The sequence below is a fragment of the Thermomicrobiales bacterium genome (assembly GCA_041390825.1).
Taxonomy (GTDB): Bacteria; Chloroflexota; Chloroflexia; order Thermomicrobiales; family UBA6265; genus JAMLHN01.
The window spans coordinates 12111-29689 of sequence record JAWKPF010000011.1; the positions used below are offsets into that span (position 1 = coordinate 12111).

Annotated in this window: 11 protein-coding genes and 1 pseudogene; 4 read left to right on the forward strand and 8 right to left on the reverse strand. The window is 61.2% G+C overall.

Annotated elements, in window-relative coordinates; genetic code table 11:
* Nucleotides 1-13 precede the first annotated feature (13 nt).
* Nucleotides 14-1543, reverse strand: a complete 1530-nt coding sequence (gene gltX, locus R2855_07010) for a glutamate--tRNA ligase (GenBank protein ID MEZ4530767.1) — start codon at nt 1541-1543, stop codon at nt 14-16.
* 232 nt (nt 1544-1775) lie between these two features.
* Here gltX and R2855_07015 point away from each other — a divergent pair, with 232 nt between their 5' ends.
* Complete coding sequence (locus tag R2855_07015; protein MEZ4530768.1) at nt 1776-2582, forward strand: META domain-containing protein; 807 nt, start codon at nt 1776-1778, stop codon at nt 2580-2582.
* A gap of 71 nt (nt 2583-2653) precedes the next feature.
* Here R2855_07015 and R2855_07020 read toward each other — a convergent pair whose 3' ends face one another.
* Nucleotides 2654-3253: a hypothetical protein gene (locus R2855_07020; protein ID MEZ4530769.1), complete on the reverse strand. Its 600-nt coding sequence runs from the start codon at nt 3251-3253 to the stop codon at nt 2654-2656.
* 117 nt (nt 3254-3370) lie between these two features.
* Between R2855_07020 and R2855_07025 the strand changes: the two genes are divergently transcribed.
* The gene (locus R2855_07025; protein ID MEZ4530770.1) at nt 3371-4189 is read left to right on the forward strand and encodes a hypothetical protein; all 819 of its coding nucleotides are present in this window, start codon (nt 3371-3373) and stop codon (nt 4187-4189) included.
* A gap of 296 nt (nt 4190-4485) precedes the next feature.
* A complete protein-coding gene (locus tag R2855_07030; GenBank protein ID MEZ4530771.1) occupies nt 4486-4713 on the forward strand; it encodes a hypothetical protein in 228 nt (75 codons plus the stop codon).
* A gap of 333 nt (nt 4714-5046) precedes the next feature.
* Here the strand turns inward: R2855_07030 and R2855_07035 are convergent, their stop codons facing one another.
* The 5 genes and pseudogenes from R2855_07035 to R2855_07055 all read right to left on the reverse strand — a co-directional run bounded on the left by R2855_07035 (nt 5047) and on the right by R2855_07055 (nt 10862).
* On the reverse strand, nt 5047-6036 hold the full coding sequence (locus R2855_07035) for an LLM class flavin-dependent oxidoreductase (protein ID MEZ4530772.1): 990 nt from the start codon (nt 6034-6036) through the stop codon (nt 5047-5049).
* A gap of 208 nt (nt 6037-6244) precedes the next feature.
* A complete protein-coding gene (locus R2855_07040; protein MEZ4530773.1) occupies nt 6245-8170 on the reverse strand; it encodes an SH3 domain-containing protein in 1926 nt (641 codons plus the stop codon).
* A gap of 400 nt (nt 8171-8570) precedes the next feature.
* Nucleotides 8571-8999: an aminotransferase class III-fold pyridoxal phosphate-dependent enzyme gene (locus R2855_07045; protein ID MEZ4530774.1), complete on the reverse strand. Its 429-nt coding sequence runs from the start codon at nt 8997-8999 to the stop codon at nt 8571-8573.
* Between the two features lie 95 nt (nt 9000-9094).
* Nucleotides 9095-9955: pseudogene (locus R2855_07050) on the reverse strand (aminotransferase class III-fold pyridoxal phosphate-dependent enzyme).
* Nucleotides 9956-10052: 97 nt separating this feature from the next.
* Entirely contained in the window at nt 10053-10862 is an 810-nt protein-coding gene (locus tag R2855_07055) for an endo alpha-1,4 polygalactosaminidase (protein ID MEZ4530775.1), read from the reverse strand.
* A gap of 112 nt (nt 10863-10974) precedes the next feature.
* Between R2855_07055 and R2855_07060 the strand changes: the two genes are divergently transcribed.
* Entirely contained in the window at nt 10975-11319 is a 345-nt protein-coding gene (locus tag R2855_07060; GenBank protein MEZ4530776.1) for a cupin domain-containing protein, read from the forward strand.
* A 109-nt stretch (nt 11320-11428) separates the two neighbouring features.
* Here the strand turns inward: R2855_07060 and R2855_07065 are convergent, their stop codons facing one another.
* Nucleotides 11429-17554: a hypothetical protein gene (locus R2855_07065; protein ID MEZ4530777.1), complete on the reverse strand. Its 6126-nt coding sequence runs from the start codon at nt 17552-17554 to the stop codon at nt 11429-11431.
* Between the last annotated feature and the right edge of the window lie 25 nt (nt 17555-17579).

Sequence of the window (17579 nt, forward strand, 5' to 3'; positions counted from 1 at the left end):
TCCATTTCCAGGGCTACTGGCTTGCCTCGAGGGCAGCGATGGCAGCGCGCACCCGAGCCCGGACCCGATCATCGCCGATGACGCGCAATGTCTCGAACAGTCCTGGCGATTCGGTGCGGCCGGTGACCGCAACGCGGATCGGCATGAAGAGCTGCCCGGCCTTGAGCCCAAGCTGGTCGGCCAACGCGCGGAGCGACGATTCGGTGGCAGCTTCGTCCGTTACCGTGCCAGCGTCGAACACCGCCAGCGATCCCTGCAACGCGGCCAGCGCCTGCGCGGCATCGGTCTTCTTGGGAATCAGCAGCGCGGGGTCGTAGGGATCGAGTTCATCCCTGACGAAGAACGACATGAGTTCTGGCGCGTCGCTCAACAGCACGAGCCGGTCCTTGAGCACAGCAGTCACCTCGCGCACCCGGGCATACTCGCCGCTGGCCGGATCGAGCGCGGTGTCGGTCACGAGCCCGGCCTCGATGAGGAATGGAACGACCCGCGCGGTCAGATCGTCCAGATCGAGAACATGGTTGATGTACTGCTGGTTGAACCAGCGGAGCTTGTCATAGTCGAACGTCGCAGGTGACGGGCTGACTCGCTCCAGCGACCATTTCTCGAGCAGTTCGTCCCGCGAGAAAATCTCGGTCGTGCCGTCGAGACTCCAACCGAGCAGCGCCAGGTAGTTCATCAGCGCTTCGGGCAGATATCCCTGGGAGCGGAACTCCTCCATGGCGGTCGAGCCATGCCGTTTCGACAGCTTGCCGCCGCCAGGCGCCAGGATCAGCGGCATGTGCGCGATCGCCGGCGGGTCCCACCCAAAGGCGGCATAGAGGCGAATGTGCACGGGCGCGGTCGGAATCCACTCCTCGCCGCGCATGATGTGGGTGATCTCCATGTCATGATCGTCGATGACGTTGGCCAGGTGATAGGTCGGATAGCCGTCGGACTTGAGCAGCACGAGGTCTTCCAGGTTGACATTTTGAAAGGTCGATTCGCCGCGGATCAGATCGTAGACCTGGGTCGTGCCCTCACGCGGCATAGCAAAGCGGACGACAAAGGTCGCGCCCGCAGCGAGCTTCTCGTCGATCTCCGCCTGGGAAAGATGGCGGCAATGGCGATCGTATCCAGGCGGAAGCCCCTTCTCGCGTTGCTCGTCGCGCAGCTGTTGCAGTCGCTCCGGGCTGCAGAAGCACCGATACGCGTTTCCCGAATCGATCAACTGCTGCGCGCCCTGCTGGTAGAGCGCCAACCGCTCGCTCTGTACATAGGGTCCGTGTGGGCCGCCGACATCGGGGCCTTCGTCCCAATCGACGCCGAACCAGTGCAGGATTTCCAGAATGCCCTCGGTGGCGCCCTCGACCAGCCGGTTGCGATCGGTATCCTCGATACGGAGGATCATGGTTCCGCCAAACCCGAGCCGTTCCGCTTCTCCCTTGGCGAAGAGCCAATTGAAGAGCGTGGTGCGGGCGCCGCCGACATGAAGCAGCCCGGTCGGGCTGGGGGCGTAACGCACGCGAACGGGGCGGTCGATGGCAATGGTCGGATTGGTCATGGGGCCTCGAGAACAGGGCAGCCGAACAGATCGTCCGGTCCGAACAAACACAATCGCGAATTGTAGCGACCGCACGAGCGGAACGTTCTGGGCCAAGCTGCCGACGCGGATGCGAACCCGTCATACTGGAGGAACCGTCGATCCCGTTCTGGCGTTCTATCAGATGAGCGCGGAGACACGGCAGATGCCCGCGCTCTCGAAACTGGATAGGTGACACAAGGGGGTTCATTGCATGAAACGATTGGTTGCAACGCTCGGGTTGGCCCTGATGGCCGCGGTGAGCACATTCGGTGGCGCGATGGCGCAAGATGCATCGCCGGTCGCATCGCCCGCGGCAGCCGGTGGAATTCCGCCGATCGTGTGGGAGTCGAACGACTTCCTGCCCACGGTCAGTTCCGGCACACCCGGAGCAGATGCGATCACGCTGGGAAGCGAATATTGGGTGCAGTTCCTTCCGGACGGCGGCTTCAGTTTCCGCGCGGATTGCAATGGTGGCTTCGGCAGCTATGAAATGGATGGCTCCAGCGTGACGCTCGGCCCGCTCGGGACCACGCTCATGCTCTGCCCGGACGGTGGCCGGGGCGGCGAGTTCATCGACGCGCTGACATCGGTCACCAGTTGGGAAATCGACCAGAGCGGCGCGAGCGATATGCTGGTGCTGACCACGGCTGATGGAACGAATCTGACCTTCGATGCCGCGATCACCGGTGTCGTGTGGCAGTGGTCTGAAACCCAGATGAGCGATGACACGGTCGTCACGCCGAACAATCCGGAGGACTACTACCTCAGCTTTTCACCGGACGGCTCCGTTGTTGGGCAGATCGACTGCAACCGCGCGTTCGGCAGCTACACCACCGATGGCAGCCAGATCACCATGATGCTGGCAACCACACGCATGCACTGTGGCGACGATTCCCAGGACACGGCGTATGCCCTGAATCTCGCCCAGGTCACCAGCTTTGTGATCCGCGATGGCAAGCTGGCGCTGGCGATGCCGATGGACGCTGGTATCGTTATCTACGAGCCGGTTCTCGACTAGCCGACGGCGCCAACTCGTATCGACCTTGAGCGTGGTCGGCCGTTCTGGCCGCCCACGTTTCGCATCTCGATTCAGACTTCGATTGGAACCACTTCGTCGATCAGGAATCGTCCCGGCTTCACTTCAGACATGATGAAGAGGCGCGGCCGCGGGCCGGCGCCGTCAGTCGGATCTTCGCCCACGACCACGATGGCCACCCGGCCATCGCCGAGGCGAGCTGCATCGCCGAAGAACTGGATCTGGAGATAGTTCTCGGGTTGCAGCGATCGATCGACCTGCAACCCGGCGATCAACTCATCGTCGAGTCCACCCTGTTGGAGCAAGAACGCTGCAATCCAGGTATCGGTATAGGCGGCCAGCGCCTTGAGCGGCTCACCGGTGTTGACGCAGGCAATCGCCCGGATGAGATCCTTCTCGACTTCTTCCCGTTCGGAAGAAAAGAGCTCCTCGCCATCGGGCAACGTGATGTTTCCCGTGATTGGCGTTGTCGTTGGAAACGGTCCGAGCTCGGCGTCCTCGATGCGCTGCAAGTCCGCAGGCGTGAGCGGGTTTAGGGTGCAGAGCGCAGGGTCAGGAACGGCAACGGTAGGTGTCGCCTCCTGCCCGCTCACCGGGACAGCCAACAGCGCGGCAAGCACAGTCAACGTCATCAACCAACAACGAATGCGCATAGATTCCTCCGGCGCGGCCCGCTTCGACCGTACGCCCGCTCTCAATTACAGCAGAACACGCTAGGATGTTGGCAAGCGCAACTCGTCACGTCAGCAACATCGACAGGAGCCGCCTCGATGTCCGAATCCACCGGTGCTTCCCTGGGTCCGCTCACCGGATGGGAAGCCGACGCCCCGCCGCACGACACCATTCTCCGACAGTTCTTGCGTTCCCAAAGCGCGTTTCAGCAGCTCCTCGGCGAGTTGCACGGCGCAACCATCGTTTCTACCGATCGCTTTCTGGCAGTCGATACCGGCCGGCCAGCCACGTTCGTGAATCTTGCGCTGTTGCGGAAACCGCTCTTCGGCACGGAGCTTGCCAAGACCATGGATGAGCTGGAAGCGGTCTTTGGCACGCCGGGAGCGACTGGCTATGCCGTGGTCTATTCCCCGCTGCCGACGGCTGACCTGAGTCCGTGGGGTTGGACGCTTTCTGGCCATCCCCCGCTACAGCTGCGGAGCCCCTTTACCCCGGTGATCGACACCGGGCATCTTCACGTGGAACAGGTTTCGTCGATCGAGCAATTGATCCAGTTCGAGCGCGTCATGATCGAAGGTTTCGACATGGACGACATGCGCAGGATGCCGGACCATTCGCTCTTTCCCCAGAGGATCATCGATGACTCCCGTTTTCGGGCCTGGCTTGGCTACCTCGACGGCGAGCCAGTGGCCGGGGCCGGGAGTATGGCCGATGAGGGGGTGGTCGATGTGATCATGGTGGCAACGCTGCCCCAGGCACGGCGCAAGGGGCTCGGGCTGACCGTCACCCAGGCGGCAGCGCGGCCAGAGCTGGGATGGCCCGCGGTGCTGTTCTCCAGCGACGAAGGCCGCTCCGTCTACGAACGATTGGGGTTCGTCCCGATTCTGCGGGGGTCGTTCTGGTATCGGGAGCGATAGCGCCAGACGCAGTACCTACACCATTCTGCGTGGGCTCTCCACGCCAATCTACGTAGGTCGTACATACCGATCTACGCAAGGAATCCGCAATTCTGCCGATGTCATCACGCTGGAAATGGCGGATGATGGTGGTGTGAGAGCGGACACGGGGCTCGCACGGAAACAGAACCGGCAGATAAGGCAGGCCGGAGCTGAATCCACTAGATGACGCGAGACACGCCGGGTCCCAACTCCAAACCTAAGGTGAGCGCGCCGAGTATTTGAAACCGGCGCAAAGGAGATAAGGAGAAACGAAAATGGGTGGTCACGATATTTTGCGGGCGTCGATGGTGGCGCGGGAGATCGGTCTCGAGCGGGAGCGCAAGATGATGCTGCATCATCACCGCATGATGGCTCGGGAGCAGGCAACCGGCCAGATCAGCGAACTGAGCTGGTTCGGTGGCATCAAGGCAACGGCACGTTTCCTGTCCGATGCGGTTCGCGCAGGGTTCGCACAGCGACGCATGACCGAGGCCCGCGGCTAAACCGCCGGTAGCGTGAGAGGACGGAGATAATGGAACTGATACTGGTGTTGATGCTGATTGCAATTCTTTTGGGGATCACGCCCCTGCTGGACCGGGCAAGATCGGTCGAAGAAAGCTGGCCAGACGTGTCGTACGAGTAGTCGACATGGCCAGGGTATCGAATGCATGACGAGCGGTTGCAATTGCAGCCGCTCGTTTTTTGCAACTGGTAACTGGCAACTGGCAACTGGCAACTGGCAACTGGCAACTGGCAACTGGCAACTGGCAAGTGTACGGTTCCGAGCCAGCCGAGCAACAGTGGTCGATTCGTTCTTGCTGACTGTTGGGTGGTTCCTAACTTACGTTTGGCATGACCGCGTTGGCGAGGAGGAACATGGTTTCGGTGTCGTCTTGCTCGACCTGGACGACGAAGTACTGCGCGCCGGCGTTCCGCAGCCCCTGATAGTAGGCAACGGCGCGGTCGACCGAAGCCGACGCCAGAAATGAGCGCCCATTGCTGCGTGCGCCGGCAGAGGTCGATTTCGACGTATCGATGGCATCGGCGCGCGCATCGGCTTCCGCCTGTGTGGGCGCAAGCACGAGCATGGACGTGAAGTGCGATTTCAGCACCTCGTTGCGCGGGCGTCCCAGATCGTCGAGATGCCCGTCGAGCGCTGCGTAGATTTCCGCCACCTGGGCGAACCGCTCGGCATCGGTCGCGCCAGGCACATTCAACTTCGCCGCCTCGTTGACATTGCAGGCATCGCCCCAGGTAGCAACCTGACGCAACGTGCCTTTCTTTCCGCTGCCGCCAACCAGCACAGGCGGCCGTCGCGCGGGTGGCGGATCGATCTGCATGCCGTCGATATCAAACGTCTCGCCATGATGCGTGTACGGAGCGCCCGACCACAGCCCATCGACGACCTCGATCAGCTCATCCAGGTCTTTCTGGCGACGACCGATTCCGGGAAAGTCGAGGTTCATCATGGCGTACTCGGCCTGGAACCAGCCAGACCCCACGCCGAGGATCGAGCGCCCACCAGAGAGGTTGTCCAGGTCGGCCTGCATGCGGGCAACGAACGCGGGATGGCGATAGGTGGCGGCCATCACGAGCTGCCCGAGATAGAGCCGTTCAGTTACCGCGGCCGCGCCTGAGAGCGCAATGTACGGATCGGCATGCAGCGCGGGGTGATCCATGATGAAGAGCGAATCGAACCCCAACGCTTCCATTTGCCGGGCAACGTCCATCAGCTGCGGCAACGCATCCCTCCGTGCAGGCACCACCACTTGCATACCCCAGCGGACCCCGTCGTCAGCTTTGGCGACCCATGGATGTCGAGCCATTGCAACCTCTTTCCTTCTCGATCCTCGCTACATACTCTCGGCAGAATGACCGAGACGTCGTTCGATGTCCAGCCGGGGGTTCAGCATTCAGACGTCAGTCGATGGTCGTCAGAAACGGGACATTGGGCCGAAACGAAGCAACGAGGGCGGCCCAACTGGACCGCCCTCGTTCTCACGACTGGAAACTGACGACTGACATCCCGGCTCGTTACGGATTGAAGACCGTGCCGCCCCAGGTGTTGAATTCGAGCGCGCCCGGTGGGAACTCTCGCCCGGAAATCGCGAACTGACCGGTGTATGGGGTGGAGATGCGCGGAGTGCCACCGCCGTTCGGAAGTTCCCAGAGGGTCATATCGACATGCGGCGTGACCTGGTAGCCGGTGCCGCCCGGACCAGAGATCGTGCCGACCTGCTGCCCCTGCGTGACGACCGTCCCCGACGTGATCCCCGGACTCAGGGTGATATGGAAGAGGGCGATGCCGTAGCCATTCCCCATACCGATCAGGAGCCCGCCGCTGGTCCAGAGCACGGTGCCAGAGGCCGGGGCGTAGACTGGCTGGCCGATCGTTGCTTGCTCCCCATCGGTGCGCTGCAGGTCGAAGGAGTACATGTAGGTCTGACCGTTGTGCGTGCCCCCGTTGTATCCCTGGATGATCGTCCAGCTACCGCCGGAAACCGGCCAGATCAGCAGTCCATCACCGGGGCCCGGCGTCGTGGGCTCATCGAAGGTCAGGTAGTCTGCCGAGATGTACCCAGCCACGCCGGAATAGGTCACCGGATAGTAGTTGTTGGTTGCGCTGCCGGTGACGGTGACAGCGGAGCCACTCGGCACGACCTGGATGACGCTGTAGTTCATGCCAGGACCGGAACGCAAGTTGACATTGGCGGTCGTCCAGGCAGGCTCGGTCGGCTGTTGGGTCGGTGTGTTCGGGACCGAAGTCGGGGTCGGTTGCGAACTGAGCGCCAGGTAGGTCGCCGAGGCGTATCCATTGATGCCGTTGTAGCGAACCGGGTAGAAACCGTTCACCAGGCTGCCGGTGATGCTCACCGTGGCGCCGTCCGGCATGACCGTCAGGATGGAGTAGTTCGTGCCTGGGCCTGAGCGCAGATTGAGCGACCCATCGATCACGGTGGCCGTGTCGATCGCCGGAGCGGTCGGCGTTGGCGATGACGGCGTGCCACCGATTTGCAGATACGTCGCAGAGGCATAGCCATTGGTCGACCCGTAGCGAACCGGGTAGAAGCCGTTCTGCAGCGCGCCGGTGATCGTGACCGTCGATCCGCCGGGCATCACCAGGATGACCGAGTAACTAGTCCCTGGACCTGATCGGAGATTGAGGGCTCCGTCGATCACCGTTGCCGTCTGACCCGAGGGTGTCGTCGGAACCGGGGTGGGATTGGAGCCGATCTGCAGATAGGCCGCGTACGCGTAGCCGGTATACGTGCCATAGCGAACCGGATAGAACCCGTTGGTCAGCGAACCGGTAATGGTCACCGTAGCCCCGCCCGGCATGACGGTCACGACGGAATAGTTCGTTCCAGGGCCGGAGCGGAGGTTGAGGGCGCCGTCGATCACTGTGGCGGTTGTGCTGCCGCTGCCAGTGGAGATGTATTGGCTCGCCGACCAGCCGGTGACGCCGTTGTAGGTCAGCTGCGTAAAGCCATTCTGAACCGAACCGGTGGTATTGACAGTGGCGCCATTGGGAATGACAAGCAATACGCCATAGCTCGTGCCTGGCCCAGAACGCAGATTGACATTGGCGGTCGTAGTCGCCGCCGCAGCGGGAGCGACATCGCCATCAGGGGTGCGCAGATAGTCGGACAGCATGTATCCGGTCTGCCCCCGCGCCACGACCTGATACCAGACGGTGCCATCCAGGTCGTCGGTGAACGGCCCGTCGAGCACGTTCACCAGCCAGCCCTCGGGCACGCTGGTCAACACATTACCGGTGTAGGACGGAGAATCCCGCAGGTTGACATTGTCACCCTGCGCGTCGGCCACTTCGGCATCTGCGCCCAACTCCAGGTCAGTGGCCGCTCTCGCGTGCGGTTGGAACACGATGGCGCTGGAAACCAGGCAGAGCACCAGAATGGTCGTGAGCCAACGACTGGCCCGGAGCGGGGAGCGGAGCATCGGGACTTCCCTCTTCGATTTAGCCGTTTCCGTCACTGCAATGAGCGGAACAGCATACGCGCGGTGCGAGTCGCGCGAGCGGGTACGAACATGTCTGGCAACAGACTACCGTTCGTTGGCGGCGTACGCAACCGTACGCCTGAGAATCCTTTCGCCGTCCAAAGCGAGGGCGGACTTTCAGTCAATCCAGACGGTTCGCGAAATTCCGGCGCAAAACCTGCCGATCGACCAATTATTGCGAACATTCGCATCGAAACCGTTCGCGTTGGCGATCCGCAGCCATCGACGACTCAAAGCGACCCGATCGAATTTGCCAGAGTGACAACGAAACCTGAGAGAAAAATGGACGCTGGCGGCGTACACCAGCGTCCATTCCCTCCGACTTCGTGTGACGTTCCCGCTAGACCAGGATCGTCTCGATCGACGCAGCAACCGCCTCTGCGACGGTCTTCGCCTGCTCCGTCGTCAGGGTCAGCGGCGGCGCGACGGCGACGCCGTCATTGGTGCAGCGCACGATGATCCCGTTCTTGCGCGTTTCCATCGTCAGCTTGTCGCCCATCTTCAGCGCCGGGTCGTACTTGGCTTTGGTCTCCTTGTTCTCGACCATTTCGACCAGCGTCATCTGGCCAATTCCGCGAATATCGCCGACATGCGCGTGGTCATCGAGCAGCCGATGCAGTTCGGCGCGCAACGCATCGCCACCGACCTTGGCATTGGTGGCGAGATCTTCCTCTTCGAGGATCTGGATGTTGCGCAGCGCGACGTTGCACGCAACCGGGTGTCCGGAGTACGTGAATCCATGCATGAACATGCGATCCGCGCTGGACATGGTGTCGAAGATCTCGTCCGAAACCGCCGACCCGCCCAGGGGATGTAGCCCGAGGTGATGCCCTTGGCGAACGAGGCAATATCGGCCACGAACCCGAACGTCTCCTGGCCAAACATCTTGCCCGTCCGGCCGAACCCGTTGATGACCTCATCGGCGATGAGCAGAATGCCGTGCTTGTCGAGGGTCTTTCGAACCGCCGGCCAATAGCCGTCTGGCGGAACCGTCACCCCGCCGGCGCCCTGTACGGGCTCGGCAATCATGGCCGCGATCGTATCCGCCCCTTCGGCGGCGATCATGTCTTCCAACTCCTTGACCAGCTTGGCGACGAACTCCTCGTCCGAGAGTCCTTCGCCCAGCCGATACGCGTAGGGCGGGCTGACATGCACGTAACCGGGCACCATCGGGCCGAATCCTTCGTGATACGTCGGGATACCAGTGGCCGCAAGCGCGCCCATGGCGATCCCGTGATAGCCCTGCCGGCGAGCGATGATCTTGGTCTTCTCCGGCTTGCCCTTGAGCCACCAGTAGTAGCGGGCGATCTTGAGCGACGTTTCGTTCGATTCCGCGCCGCCAGAGGTGAACTGGAAGTGATTCAGATGCCCGGGAAAGATCTCGGCCAGCTTCGCGGCCAGCTCGATCGACGGCGGCGAAGCCAGGCCAAAGAAATTGGGCACGAAATCGGCCGTCATGATCTGTTCCGCGGCAGCATCGGCCAGCACCTTGCGCCCGTGCCCGACGTTGACATTCCACAGGCCGGCGAAGGCGTCGATGTATTGCTTGCCATCCGTGTCCCAGAGATAGACACCCTCACCCTGGGCGAGAATCAGCGGCCCATGCTCTCGCATGTCCTTGAGGTTGGAAACGGGGTGCAGCAGGTGCGCCTTGTCCTTGGCGACCAGCTCGGTGGTGTTCCAGGTTTGTGTTGCAGTCATTGCCCAGCTCTGCTCCTTTGCCATTTATTGCCAAGTTGCTGATTGGATTGTGCCACGATCGCCGGAACCGCCGTTGTCTGCACGACCCGAAACAGATAGCGAACAACCTGACGTCGTTCCGCTACCCACAGTCGAGGCGCCAGGCATCGAGTTCGCGATGCTTGAGGATGAACGAGTAGGGTTGCGTGGTCGCTGTGCAGGCCGCCAGGAACTCGTCGGCCGCCAGGCGATCGGTGTACTCGATGGCAAAGACCGGCTTGCCCGCCTCCAAGTAGGGAATGACCTCATCGCACCAGTCGTCGGCCAGACAATCCTCGGTCACGGCAAAGTCATAGCGCACCACCAAGTGGTCGGTGAGTTCCGGGGCATTCTTCTGGCCGATCGCAAGACCACGCGCATGGGCCGCATCGGCCAACCAACGATTGAATGCAAGCTGGTCCTGCTCGGTCAAGGGAAACCCGGTGACCTCGGCGTCGTTGCCATAGATATCGATGTTGTCCGGCTCGACCGCATCGAATCCTTTCTCCGCGCAGAGATCGAGCCGCGCTGAGAGAATCGGAGCCAGCAGATCGATGCGGCGAATATCCACGAAACGCTCGCCCGGCCATTCGTCCCAGGCATTGCCGAGCACTTCCGCGGGATAGGCGCCGGCGTCGGGGCGCCAATCTTCCCACGTCCCCATGCTCATGTAGCACAACACGCGAATTCCTCTCGCGTGCAAGGCCGCCACGGTCTCCGCGCTCGTCTCGAAACCGTCCAGATCGTAGACCTGCACCGCGAGCGGATCGCCCTGCAACGGTTCGCTGAGCTGGATCTGCCATGTCGCCCCGGCACTCGGTTCCCAAACGGCATCCGCGCCTGTCCTCGCCGGTGCCGAAAGCGCGAACACAATGGCAACGATGGCCATTCCGTTCATCCACCGAGGCAGCATCGTTCATCCTTCCCTTGCGGCTCGCCGAGCAGCATCGAAACCTGTCTATCATCTCCGCGCCGAACGCGTTTCACTGTCGTGACGATTCGCCACCATTCGACTGGAGCATGCCATGCCTGACACGATCGATTTTCGACATCTGCTCGAGGGGGAGATCCGCTCGTTTCGCTTCGAGGGATATCAGCACGGAGGGTTGGATGCATCGTTCTTCATCATCCACTACCTGCAACCAGGCACCGGACCAGGTTTGCACACCCATCCCTATCCCGAGATCTTTATCACGCTCGAAGGTGAGGCATTGATGACGCATGGGGACGAGCAACAGGTGGTGCGGGCTGGCGACATCGTGATCGTGCCAGCGAATACGCCGCACAAGTTCGTCAGCCAGGGAGATGTGCCCCTGAAACAGGTGGACATTCACATCACCGACAGGATGGTGCAGGTCGAACTGGAATAACGCAAGAGGGATGCGCCGATTCTCGCTTCCAACGCTCGGCCACAGCGGTCAAAACGTGAATTGCATGGAAAACGCCGCTCCGTTGCCGGAGCGGCGTTTCCGCATGAGGTCAGCTTCCGCCACCTCCACAGTTGTAGACCCTGATTTCCGCCGGATCTCCCGGCTCGAGCACGACGTGCCCTTGCTGGTCGAGCGATTCTGAATCGATCAGGCAGGGGGTTCCCCCTTGCTCGGCCAGGGTGTAGGGCCCAGCCACTCCCGAGCCGGTTGCTGAACCGTTGGCATCGGTCGTCATTTGGATGATCGCGCCCACGGCGCCACCGGCCGGCGTCAGATTGAAATTCACACCAGCTCCGGCCGGGGTGCACTGCGCGACGATGACCGGTGAGGACGGGCATTCGAACTTCAGGACCGTTACCTCGACCGGCGCCGAAGGAACGTCATACCAGGCGCATTCGAGCTTCTCGCCCGCAATCAACGTGATGCCGATCTCGCCGTTCGGTCCTGCATAGGAGAACGGTGTGAACGGGTACTGAAGCTGGAACTGCCGCTTGTCGCTCTTGCACGTCCAGATGAACGCCGAGTACGTGTCATCCGGCAAGGATTCGACGATCAGGTACGGTCCTGCCTTCAGGTTGGTCCAGGTCGCCTTGCCATCGTCGCCGGTGGTCTGATCGACCGGATCCGCATCCGCGGTGGAGAGGTCGGTCAAGCTGTAGTCGATCTCACCGGTCAAATCGGTGCAATCCTGCTCGACATCGGCATCCTCGCCGTAGAGGTCGAATCCTTCGGGGCAGGTGTGCTTGACGATGATCAGTGTGACTGGAGCGTTCGGGCTTCCCTGCTGCGAAGTCGTTCCGCCGCCAACCGGTCCGCCCGGCTTGGGTCCAGTTGGAGCATTGGATGTCAGCGGCGGAGGACCACCGGTCCCGCCACCAGCAGCTCCACCACCGGCGCTCCCACCGCCGCCAGACGTTCCACCGCCCGCAGTTCCGCCACCAGACGTTCCGCCGCCAGCAGTCCCGCCGCCAGACGTTCCACCGGACGTACCTGAACCGCCAGACGAACCCGAGCCGCCGGATCCGCTCGATCCACCCGAGCTCGGCGGTTCATAGCCGGTCGGGAAGTCGAACCAGTAGCAGGTAATGACCTGGCCCCAGTCGACCTCCAGCCAGAGGGTGGAGCCGTCGAGGTCGGCCTTCTGGTAGTCACCAGATCCATAGGGGCCAACCCACTGGCAGTAGACCACTGCGCCGGAATAGCCGCTCGGGTAGGTTTCCGTCCAATACCAGACGCCCGGTTGGAGATCCTCATAGAGCCACTTGCCCTGATCGTCCATGGTGGACGACGACGGCGATTCGCCTTGCGGACCCCAGCCGTATTCGACGCCTGGACCCGGCGTGGTGCATTGCGCCAGAAGCTGGTGGTAAGACCAGTTCCAGTGCGCGGTCTGATCGCAGTTGTACTTGTAGATCCAGACCTGCGGGTAGTCGTACGGCTTGTTGAACCACTTGCAGTAGAGATACTGGTTCGGTTCGACCCAGATCCCGCTCAGCGCGCCGTCGCTATCCAGGAAGTACTCGTCCCAGGTGCTGGGTTCGGAGCCATCGGACGAGAAACCACAGTAGACGGCAATCGGGGTGTACCCGTTGGGAACCTCCCAGAAGTAGAGATCACCTCCGGAAGGCACGTCGCTCCAGCTCGCTTCTCCGCTTGCATCGGTCGACTGCGATTCCTCATAGCCATACGGCTGGTTGTAGAGGTCGAATTCCACGCCCTCCGGGCGCTCGGTGCAGCTCGACTCGTAGTACGACAGATCGGACGATCCGTAGTCGAAGTCCTGCGGGCAGGTGTACTTCCAGATCGTTACCCAACCATACTCGGTCGGCACATCGAAGACGAAGCAATGGAGATACTGGCCTTCCGGCAGATCGACATGCCAGCCATCGGTGTAGTCGTACTCGTCCCACGAGCTCGGGAGCGTTCCCGCATTCTGGGCGACCACGCCGCAGAAGATCTTGCCGACCTGATATCCGTCAGGCGGCTGCTCATAGATCGTGAGCGATCCTGCCGGGACATCCTCCCAGGACGCGGCTCCAGAGCTGTCGGTCGTCTTCCCGCTGGAATAGCCGCCCGATTGGATCTCGAAGTAGACGTCCGGCTGCCACGACGTGCATTCGGAGTACAGGTAGTCGTAGCTACCGTCATACCAGTCGAAACCTGGTTCGCAGTAGTACTTGTAGATGTACACCGTCCCGTAGTCGTACGGCACATCGAAGATGTAGCAGTAGAGGTACTCGCCCTCCTCGATCGAGACGTTGTACCCGTTGAAGTAGTCGTACTCATCCCATGAGGTGGGAGGCACGCCGTCCTGATCCGAGTACCCGCAGTAGACCCGGCCAACAAGATAGCCGTCGGGAATGTCCTCCACGATCTGCAGATCGCCAAGCGGCACATCCGACCAGGTTGCCGCACCTGAGCTGTCGGTGGTTTGTCCCTGCGAATAGCCGCCGTTGTGGACTTCGAAGTAGACGTTCTCGTGAGGCGAGGTGCACTCGGCATACAGGTAGTCATACCCGCCACCCTGCCAGTCGAAGTCCGGCTCGCAGTAGTACTTGTAGATGTAGATCGTGCCATAGTCGTACGGCACATCGAAGATGTAGCAGTACAGGTACTTGCCCGGCGGCTTGGGCACATCCCAACCGTCGAAGTAGCTGTACTCATCCCATGACGTCGGCGGCACACCATCCGTGTCGGAATAGCCGCAGAAGATGCGGCCGACCTGATAGCCATCCGGGACATCCTCCCAGAACGACAGGTCGCCCCACGGAACATCGGTCCACGTTGCCGCGCCGGAAGTGTCGGTCGTCTGCCCCTGGGTGTAGCTGCCGCTGTACGTCTCGAAGTAGACGTTCTCGTGCGGAGTCGTGCAGCCGGAAAGCAGATAGTCGTACCCGCCATTCTCCCAATCGAACTCGGGAGCGCAGTAGTACTTGTAGAAATAGACCGTTCCGTACTCATACGGCACGTCGAAGATGTAGCAGTAGAGGTACTTCCCTGGTGGCGTGGGCACGTTCCAGCCATCCGAGTAGCTGTACTCGTCCCATGACGTGGGTAGTGTCCCGTCCGTGTCGGAATAGCCGCAGAAGATACGGCCGACCTGATACCCGTCTGGCACCTCCTCGTAGAACGAGAGCGGACCCCACGGGACATCGGTCCAGGTTGCCATGCCGCTGCTATCGGTTGTCTGCCCCTGGGTGTAGCTGCCGCTGTACGTCTCGAAATAGACGTTCTCGTGCGGAGTCGTGCAGCTCGAGAGCAGATAGTCGTACCCATTGCTTTCCCAATCGAATTCGGGAGCGCAATAGTACTTGTAGAAGTAGATCTTCCCGTAGTCGTACGGCACGTCGAAGACAAAGCAGTGGACGTACTCGCCTTCGGGCATGTCGACATGCCAGCTGTCCGAGTAGGGGTATTCGGTCCAGCTCGATGGCAGCGTGCCACTGTTCTGGGCGGTGACGCCGCAGAAAACCTTGCCAACCTTGTAGCCATCAGGCGCCGTCTCGACGATTTCGAGATCTCCGCCAGGAACATCCTCCCAGGTGGCGGCTCCTGAGCTGTCAGTGGTTTGTCCCTGCGAATAGCCGCCGTTGTGGATCTCGAAGTAGACATCCGGCTGCCATGAGGTGCATTCGGCGTACAAATCGTCGTAGCTGCTGCTCGACCATTCGTAGCCAGGCTCGCAGTAGTACTTGTAGATGTACACCGTGCCATAGTCGTACGGCACGTCGAAGATGTAGCAGTACAGGTACTTGCCCGGCGGGGTCGGCACGTTCCAGCCATCCGAGTAGCTGTACTCGTCCCATGACGTGGGTAGTGTCCCGTCCGTGTCGGAATAGCCGCAGAAGATACGGCCGACCTGATAGCCATCCGGAACGTCTTCCCAGAACGACAGGTCGCCCCACGGAACATCGGTCCAGGTGGCCATGCCGCTGCTATCGGTCGTCTGTCCCTGGGTGTAGCTGCCGCTATACGTCTCGAAGTAGACGCCCTCATGCGGGGTGGTGCAGCTCGAGAGCAGATAGTCGTACCCGTTGCTCTGCCAGTCGAAGTCTGGATCGCAGTAGTACTTGTAGAAGTAGACGGTTCCGTAGTTGTACGGCACGTCGAAGACGTAGCAGTACAGGTACTGGCCGGAATCGTACGGAACGCTCCAACCGCCCGAGTAGCTGTACTCGTCCCACGAGGATGGTGGCGTTCCCTGCGTGTCGGAGTAGCCGCAGAAGATGCGGCCGACCGTGTATCCGTCAGGCGCATCCTCGAAGAACCCGAGATCTCCGGATGGAACCCCGGTCCAGGTGGCGGCTCCGGAGCTATCGGTTGATTGGCTCTGCGAATAACTACCCGATGCTACCTGGAACGGGACGCCCGGTTGCGGATTCGTGCACCCGGAGAGCAGATAGTCGTACCCACCGCTCTGCCAGTCGAACTCGGGATCGCAGTAGTACTTGTACAGGTAGACGGTGCCGTACTCGGATGGGATGTTGAAGTAGACGCAGAAGAGATACTGGCCGCTCTGCAGATCGACCTGGATCCCCTGGTTGTAGCTGTACTCGTCCCACGAGCTGGGCAGCGTGCTTCCATCGGACGAATATCCGCAGAAGACTCGTCCCACGGTGTAGCCCGAAGGCGTCTGCTCGACGATGTCGAGCGTGCCTCCTGGCACGTTGGACCAGGCGGCCGTCCCTCCGCTATCCGTGGTCTGCCCTTCGGAGTAGCTCCCATTGTGGACTTCGAAATAGACGCCCTCATGCGGAGTCGTGCACCCGGAGAGCAGGTAGTCGTACCCGCCGCTCTGCCAGTCGTAACTTGGATCGCAGTAGAACTTGTAGAGGTAGATCGTTCCGTAGTCAGACGGAACGTCGAAGACGTAGCAATGCAGATACTGCCCGTCCGGCAGGTCGACGTTCCAGCCATCGGAATAGCTGTACTCCTGCCATGAGCTAGGCAGGGTGGCGTCGTTTTGCGCCGCGACGCCGCAGAAGATGCGGCCAACCTGATACCCGCTTGGGGGTTGTTCGACCATCCCCAGGTTGCCCGATGGCACATCGGACCACCACGCATGCCCACTGCTATCGGTGGACTGCCCTTGGGAATAGCCGCCGTTGTGAACCTCGAAGTAGACCCCGGACTGCGGAGTGGTGCAGCCGGAAAGGAGATAGTCGTACCCGCCGCTCTGCCAGTCGAAACTTGGATCGCAGTAGTACTTGTAGATGTGGACGTTGGGGTGTGCTTCGACGTAGTCGAACCAGTAGCAATAGTAGGTATAGCCATCCACCATGGTGTGCGAAAGGCGATACGTGCCGTTGCCTTCGTCGGCGAGCGGCTGCTTGTTCGACTCGTCGATGTTTGCAGCGCTACCGCCGTTGGGGAACTCGACGCAGTACACCGCCTTTGGCAGATAACCGCTCACTTCATGTAAGCGGATATCGACCTGTCCTGCTCCCAGCGATCCGAATTCGACCGTCCCGTTGCCATTGCCGGTGGCAGTCTGAGACCCGCCGTTGACGGAGAACTTCACACCGTTGTGGAAATCTGGGCAGTTGTCGAAATAGTCGCCGACCGTGAACGAATCGTAGTCGTAGCTACTGTCATCGCAGAGGAACTTCTGGATCTTGACAATAGCCGTGCCGCCACCCTGATACTGCTGGGTTTGGCCGTTCTGGGCCGGGGGAGAATTGAACCAGTAGCAGGTGGTTTGGGTGTAGGAGGCTAGCTGCGGGGCGGTATAGCCGACATCCATGTTGCCGCCGTTGGCGGCAAAGTAGCTTTGCTGCACGTCACCGGGGTTGTTGGGATCACCGGTGACTTCGCAATAGACCCAGGGGGTTCCATAGCCCTGGGGAACCGTTTCCGAGACAGCATAGCCAACACCCAATGGGATGCCGTTCCAGGAAACGGAACCACTGCCATTGGTCTGCTGCGTCCCTCCCCCGTACGAACCGTCACCAGACTGCAGGGTGAAGGAGACGCCGCCTGCGGGAGTCGTACAGTTGCTGAATGCCGCGTTGGCATCTCCGCTGCCCGGGTCGTATCCCGGGGGGCAGTCATACTTGACAGCGGTATAGGAACCGGTGTCTTGCGCGACCACCTGCGTCGATTGAAGCGCGGGGAGCATGCCAAAGAAAAGTATGAGCACGACAGACCGCGCAAGAAGTCGATGTGCCGATGACATGATGTCCATCCTCCGAAATAAGCAC

Excerpts from the sequence above, each read along its gene's own strand:
- R2855_07055 (MEZ4530775.1), bottom strand. The coding sequence starts at position 10,862 with ATGCTGCCTCGGTGGATGAACGGAATGGCCATCGTTGCCATTGTGTTC.
- R2855_07020 (MEZ4530769.1), bottom strand. The coding sequence starts at position 3,253 with ATGCGCATTCGTTGTTGGTTGATGACGTTGACTGTGCTTGCCGCGCTG.
- R2855_07040 (MEZ4530773.1), bottom strand. The coding sequence starts at position 8,170 with ATGCTCCGCTCCCCGCTCCGGGCCAGTCGTTGGCTCACGACCATTCTG.
- R2855_07030 (MEZ4530771.1), top strand. The coding sequence starts at position 4,486 with ATGGGTGGTCACGATATTTTGCGGGCGTCGATGGTGGCGCGGGAGATC.
- R2855_07060 (MEZ4530776.1), top strand. The coding sequence starts at position 10,975 with ATGCCTGACACGATCGATTTTCGACATCTGCTCGAGGGGGAGATCCGC.
- R2855_07035 (MEZ4530772.1), bottom strand. The coding sequence starts at position 6,036 with ATGGCTCGACATCCATGGGTCGCCAAAGCTGACGACGGGGTCCGCTGG.
- R2855_07025 (MEZ4530770.1), top strand. The coding sequence starts at position 3,371 with ATGTCCGAATCCACCGGTGCTTCCCTGGGTCCGCTCACCGGATGGGAA.
- R2855_07065 (MEZ4530777.1), bottom strand. The coding sequence starts at position 17,554 with ATGTCATCGGCACATCGACTTCTTGCGCGGTCTGTCGTGCTCATACTT.
- R2855_07045 (MEZ4530774.1), bottom strand. The coding sequence starts at position 8,999 with ATGTCCAGCGCGGATCGCATGTTCATGCATGGATTCACGTACTCCGGA.
- R2855_07015 (MEZ4530768.1), top strand. The coding sequence starts at position 1,776 with ATGAAACGATTGGTTGCAACGCTCGGGTTGGCCCTGATGGCCGCGGTG.
- gltX (MEZ4530767.1), bottom strand. The coding sequence starts at position 1,543 with ATGACCAATCCGACCATTGCCATCGACCGCCCCGTTCGCGTGCGTTAC.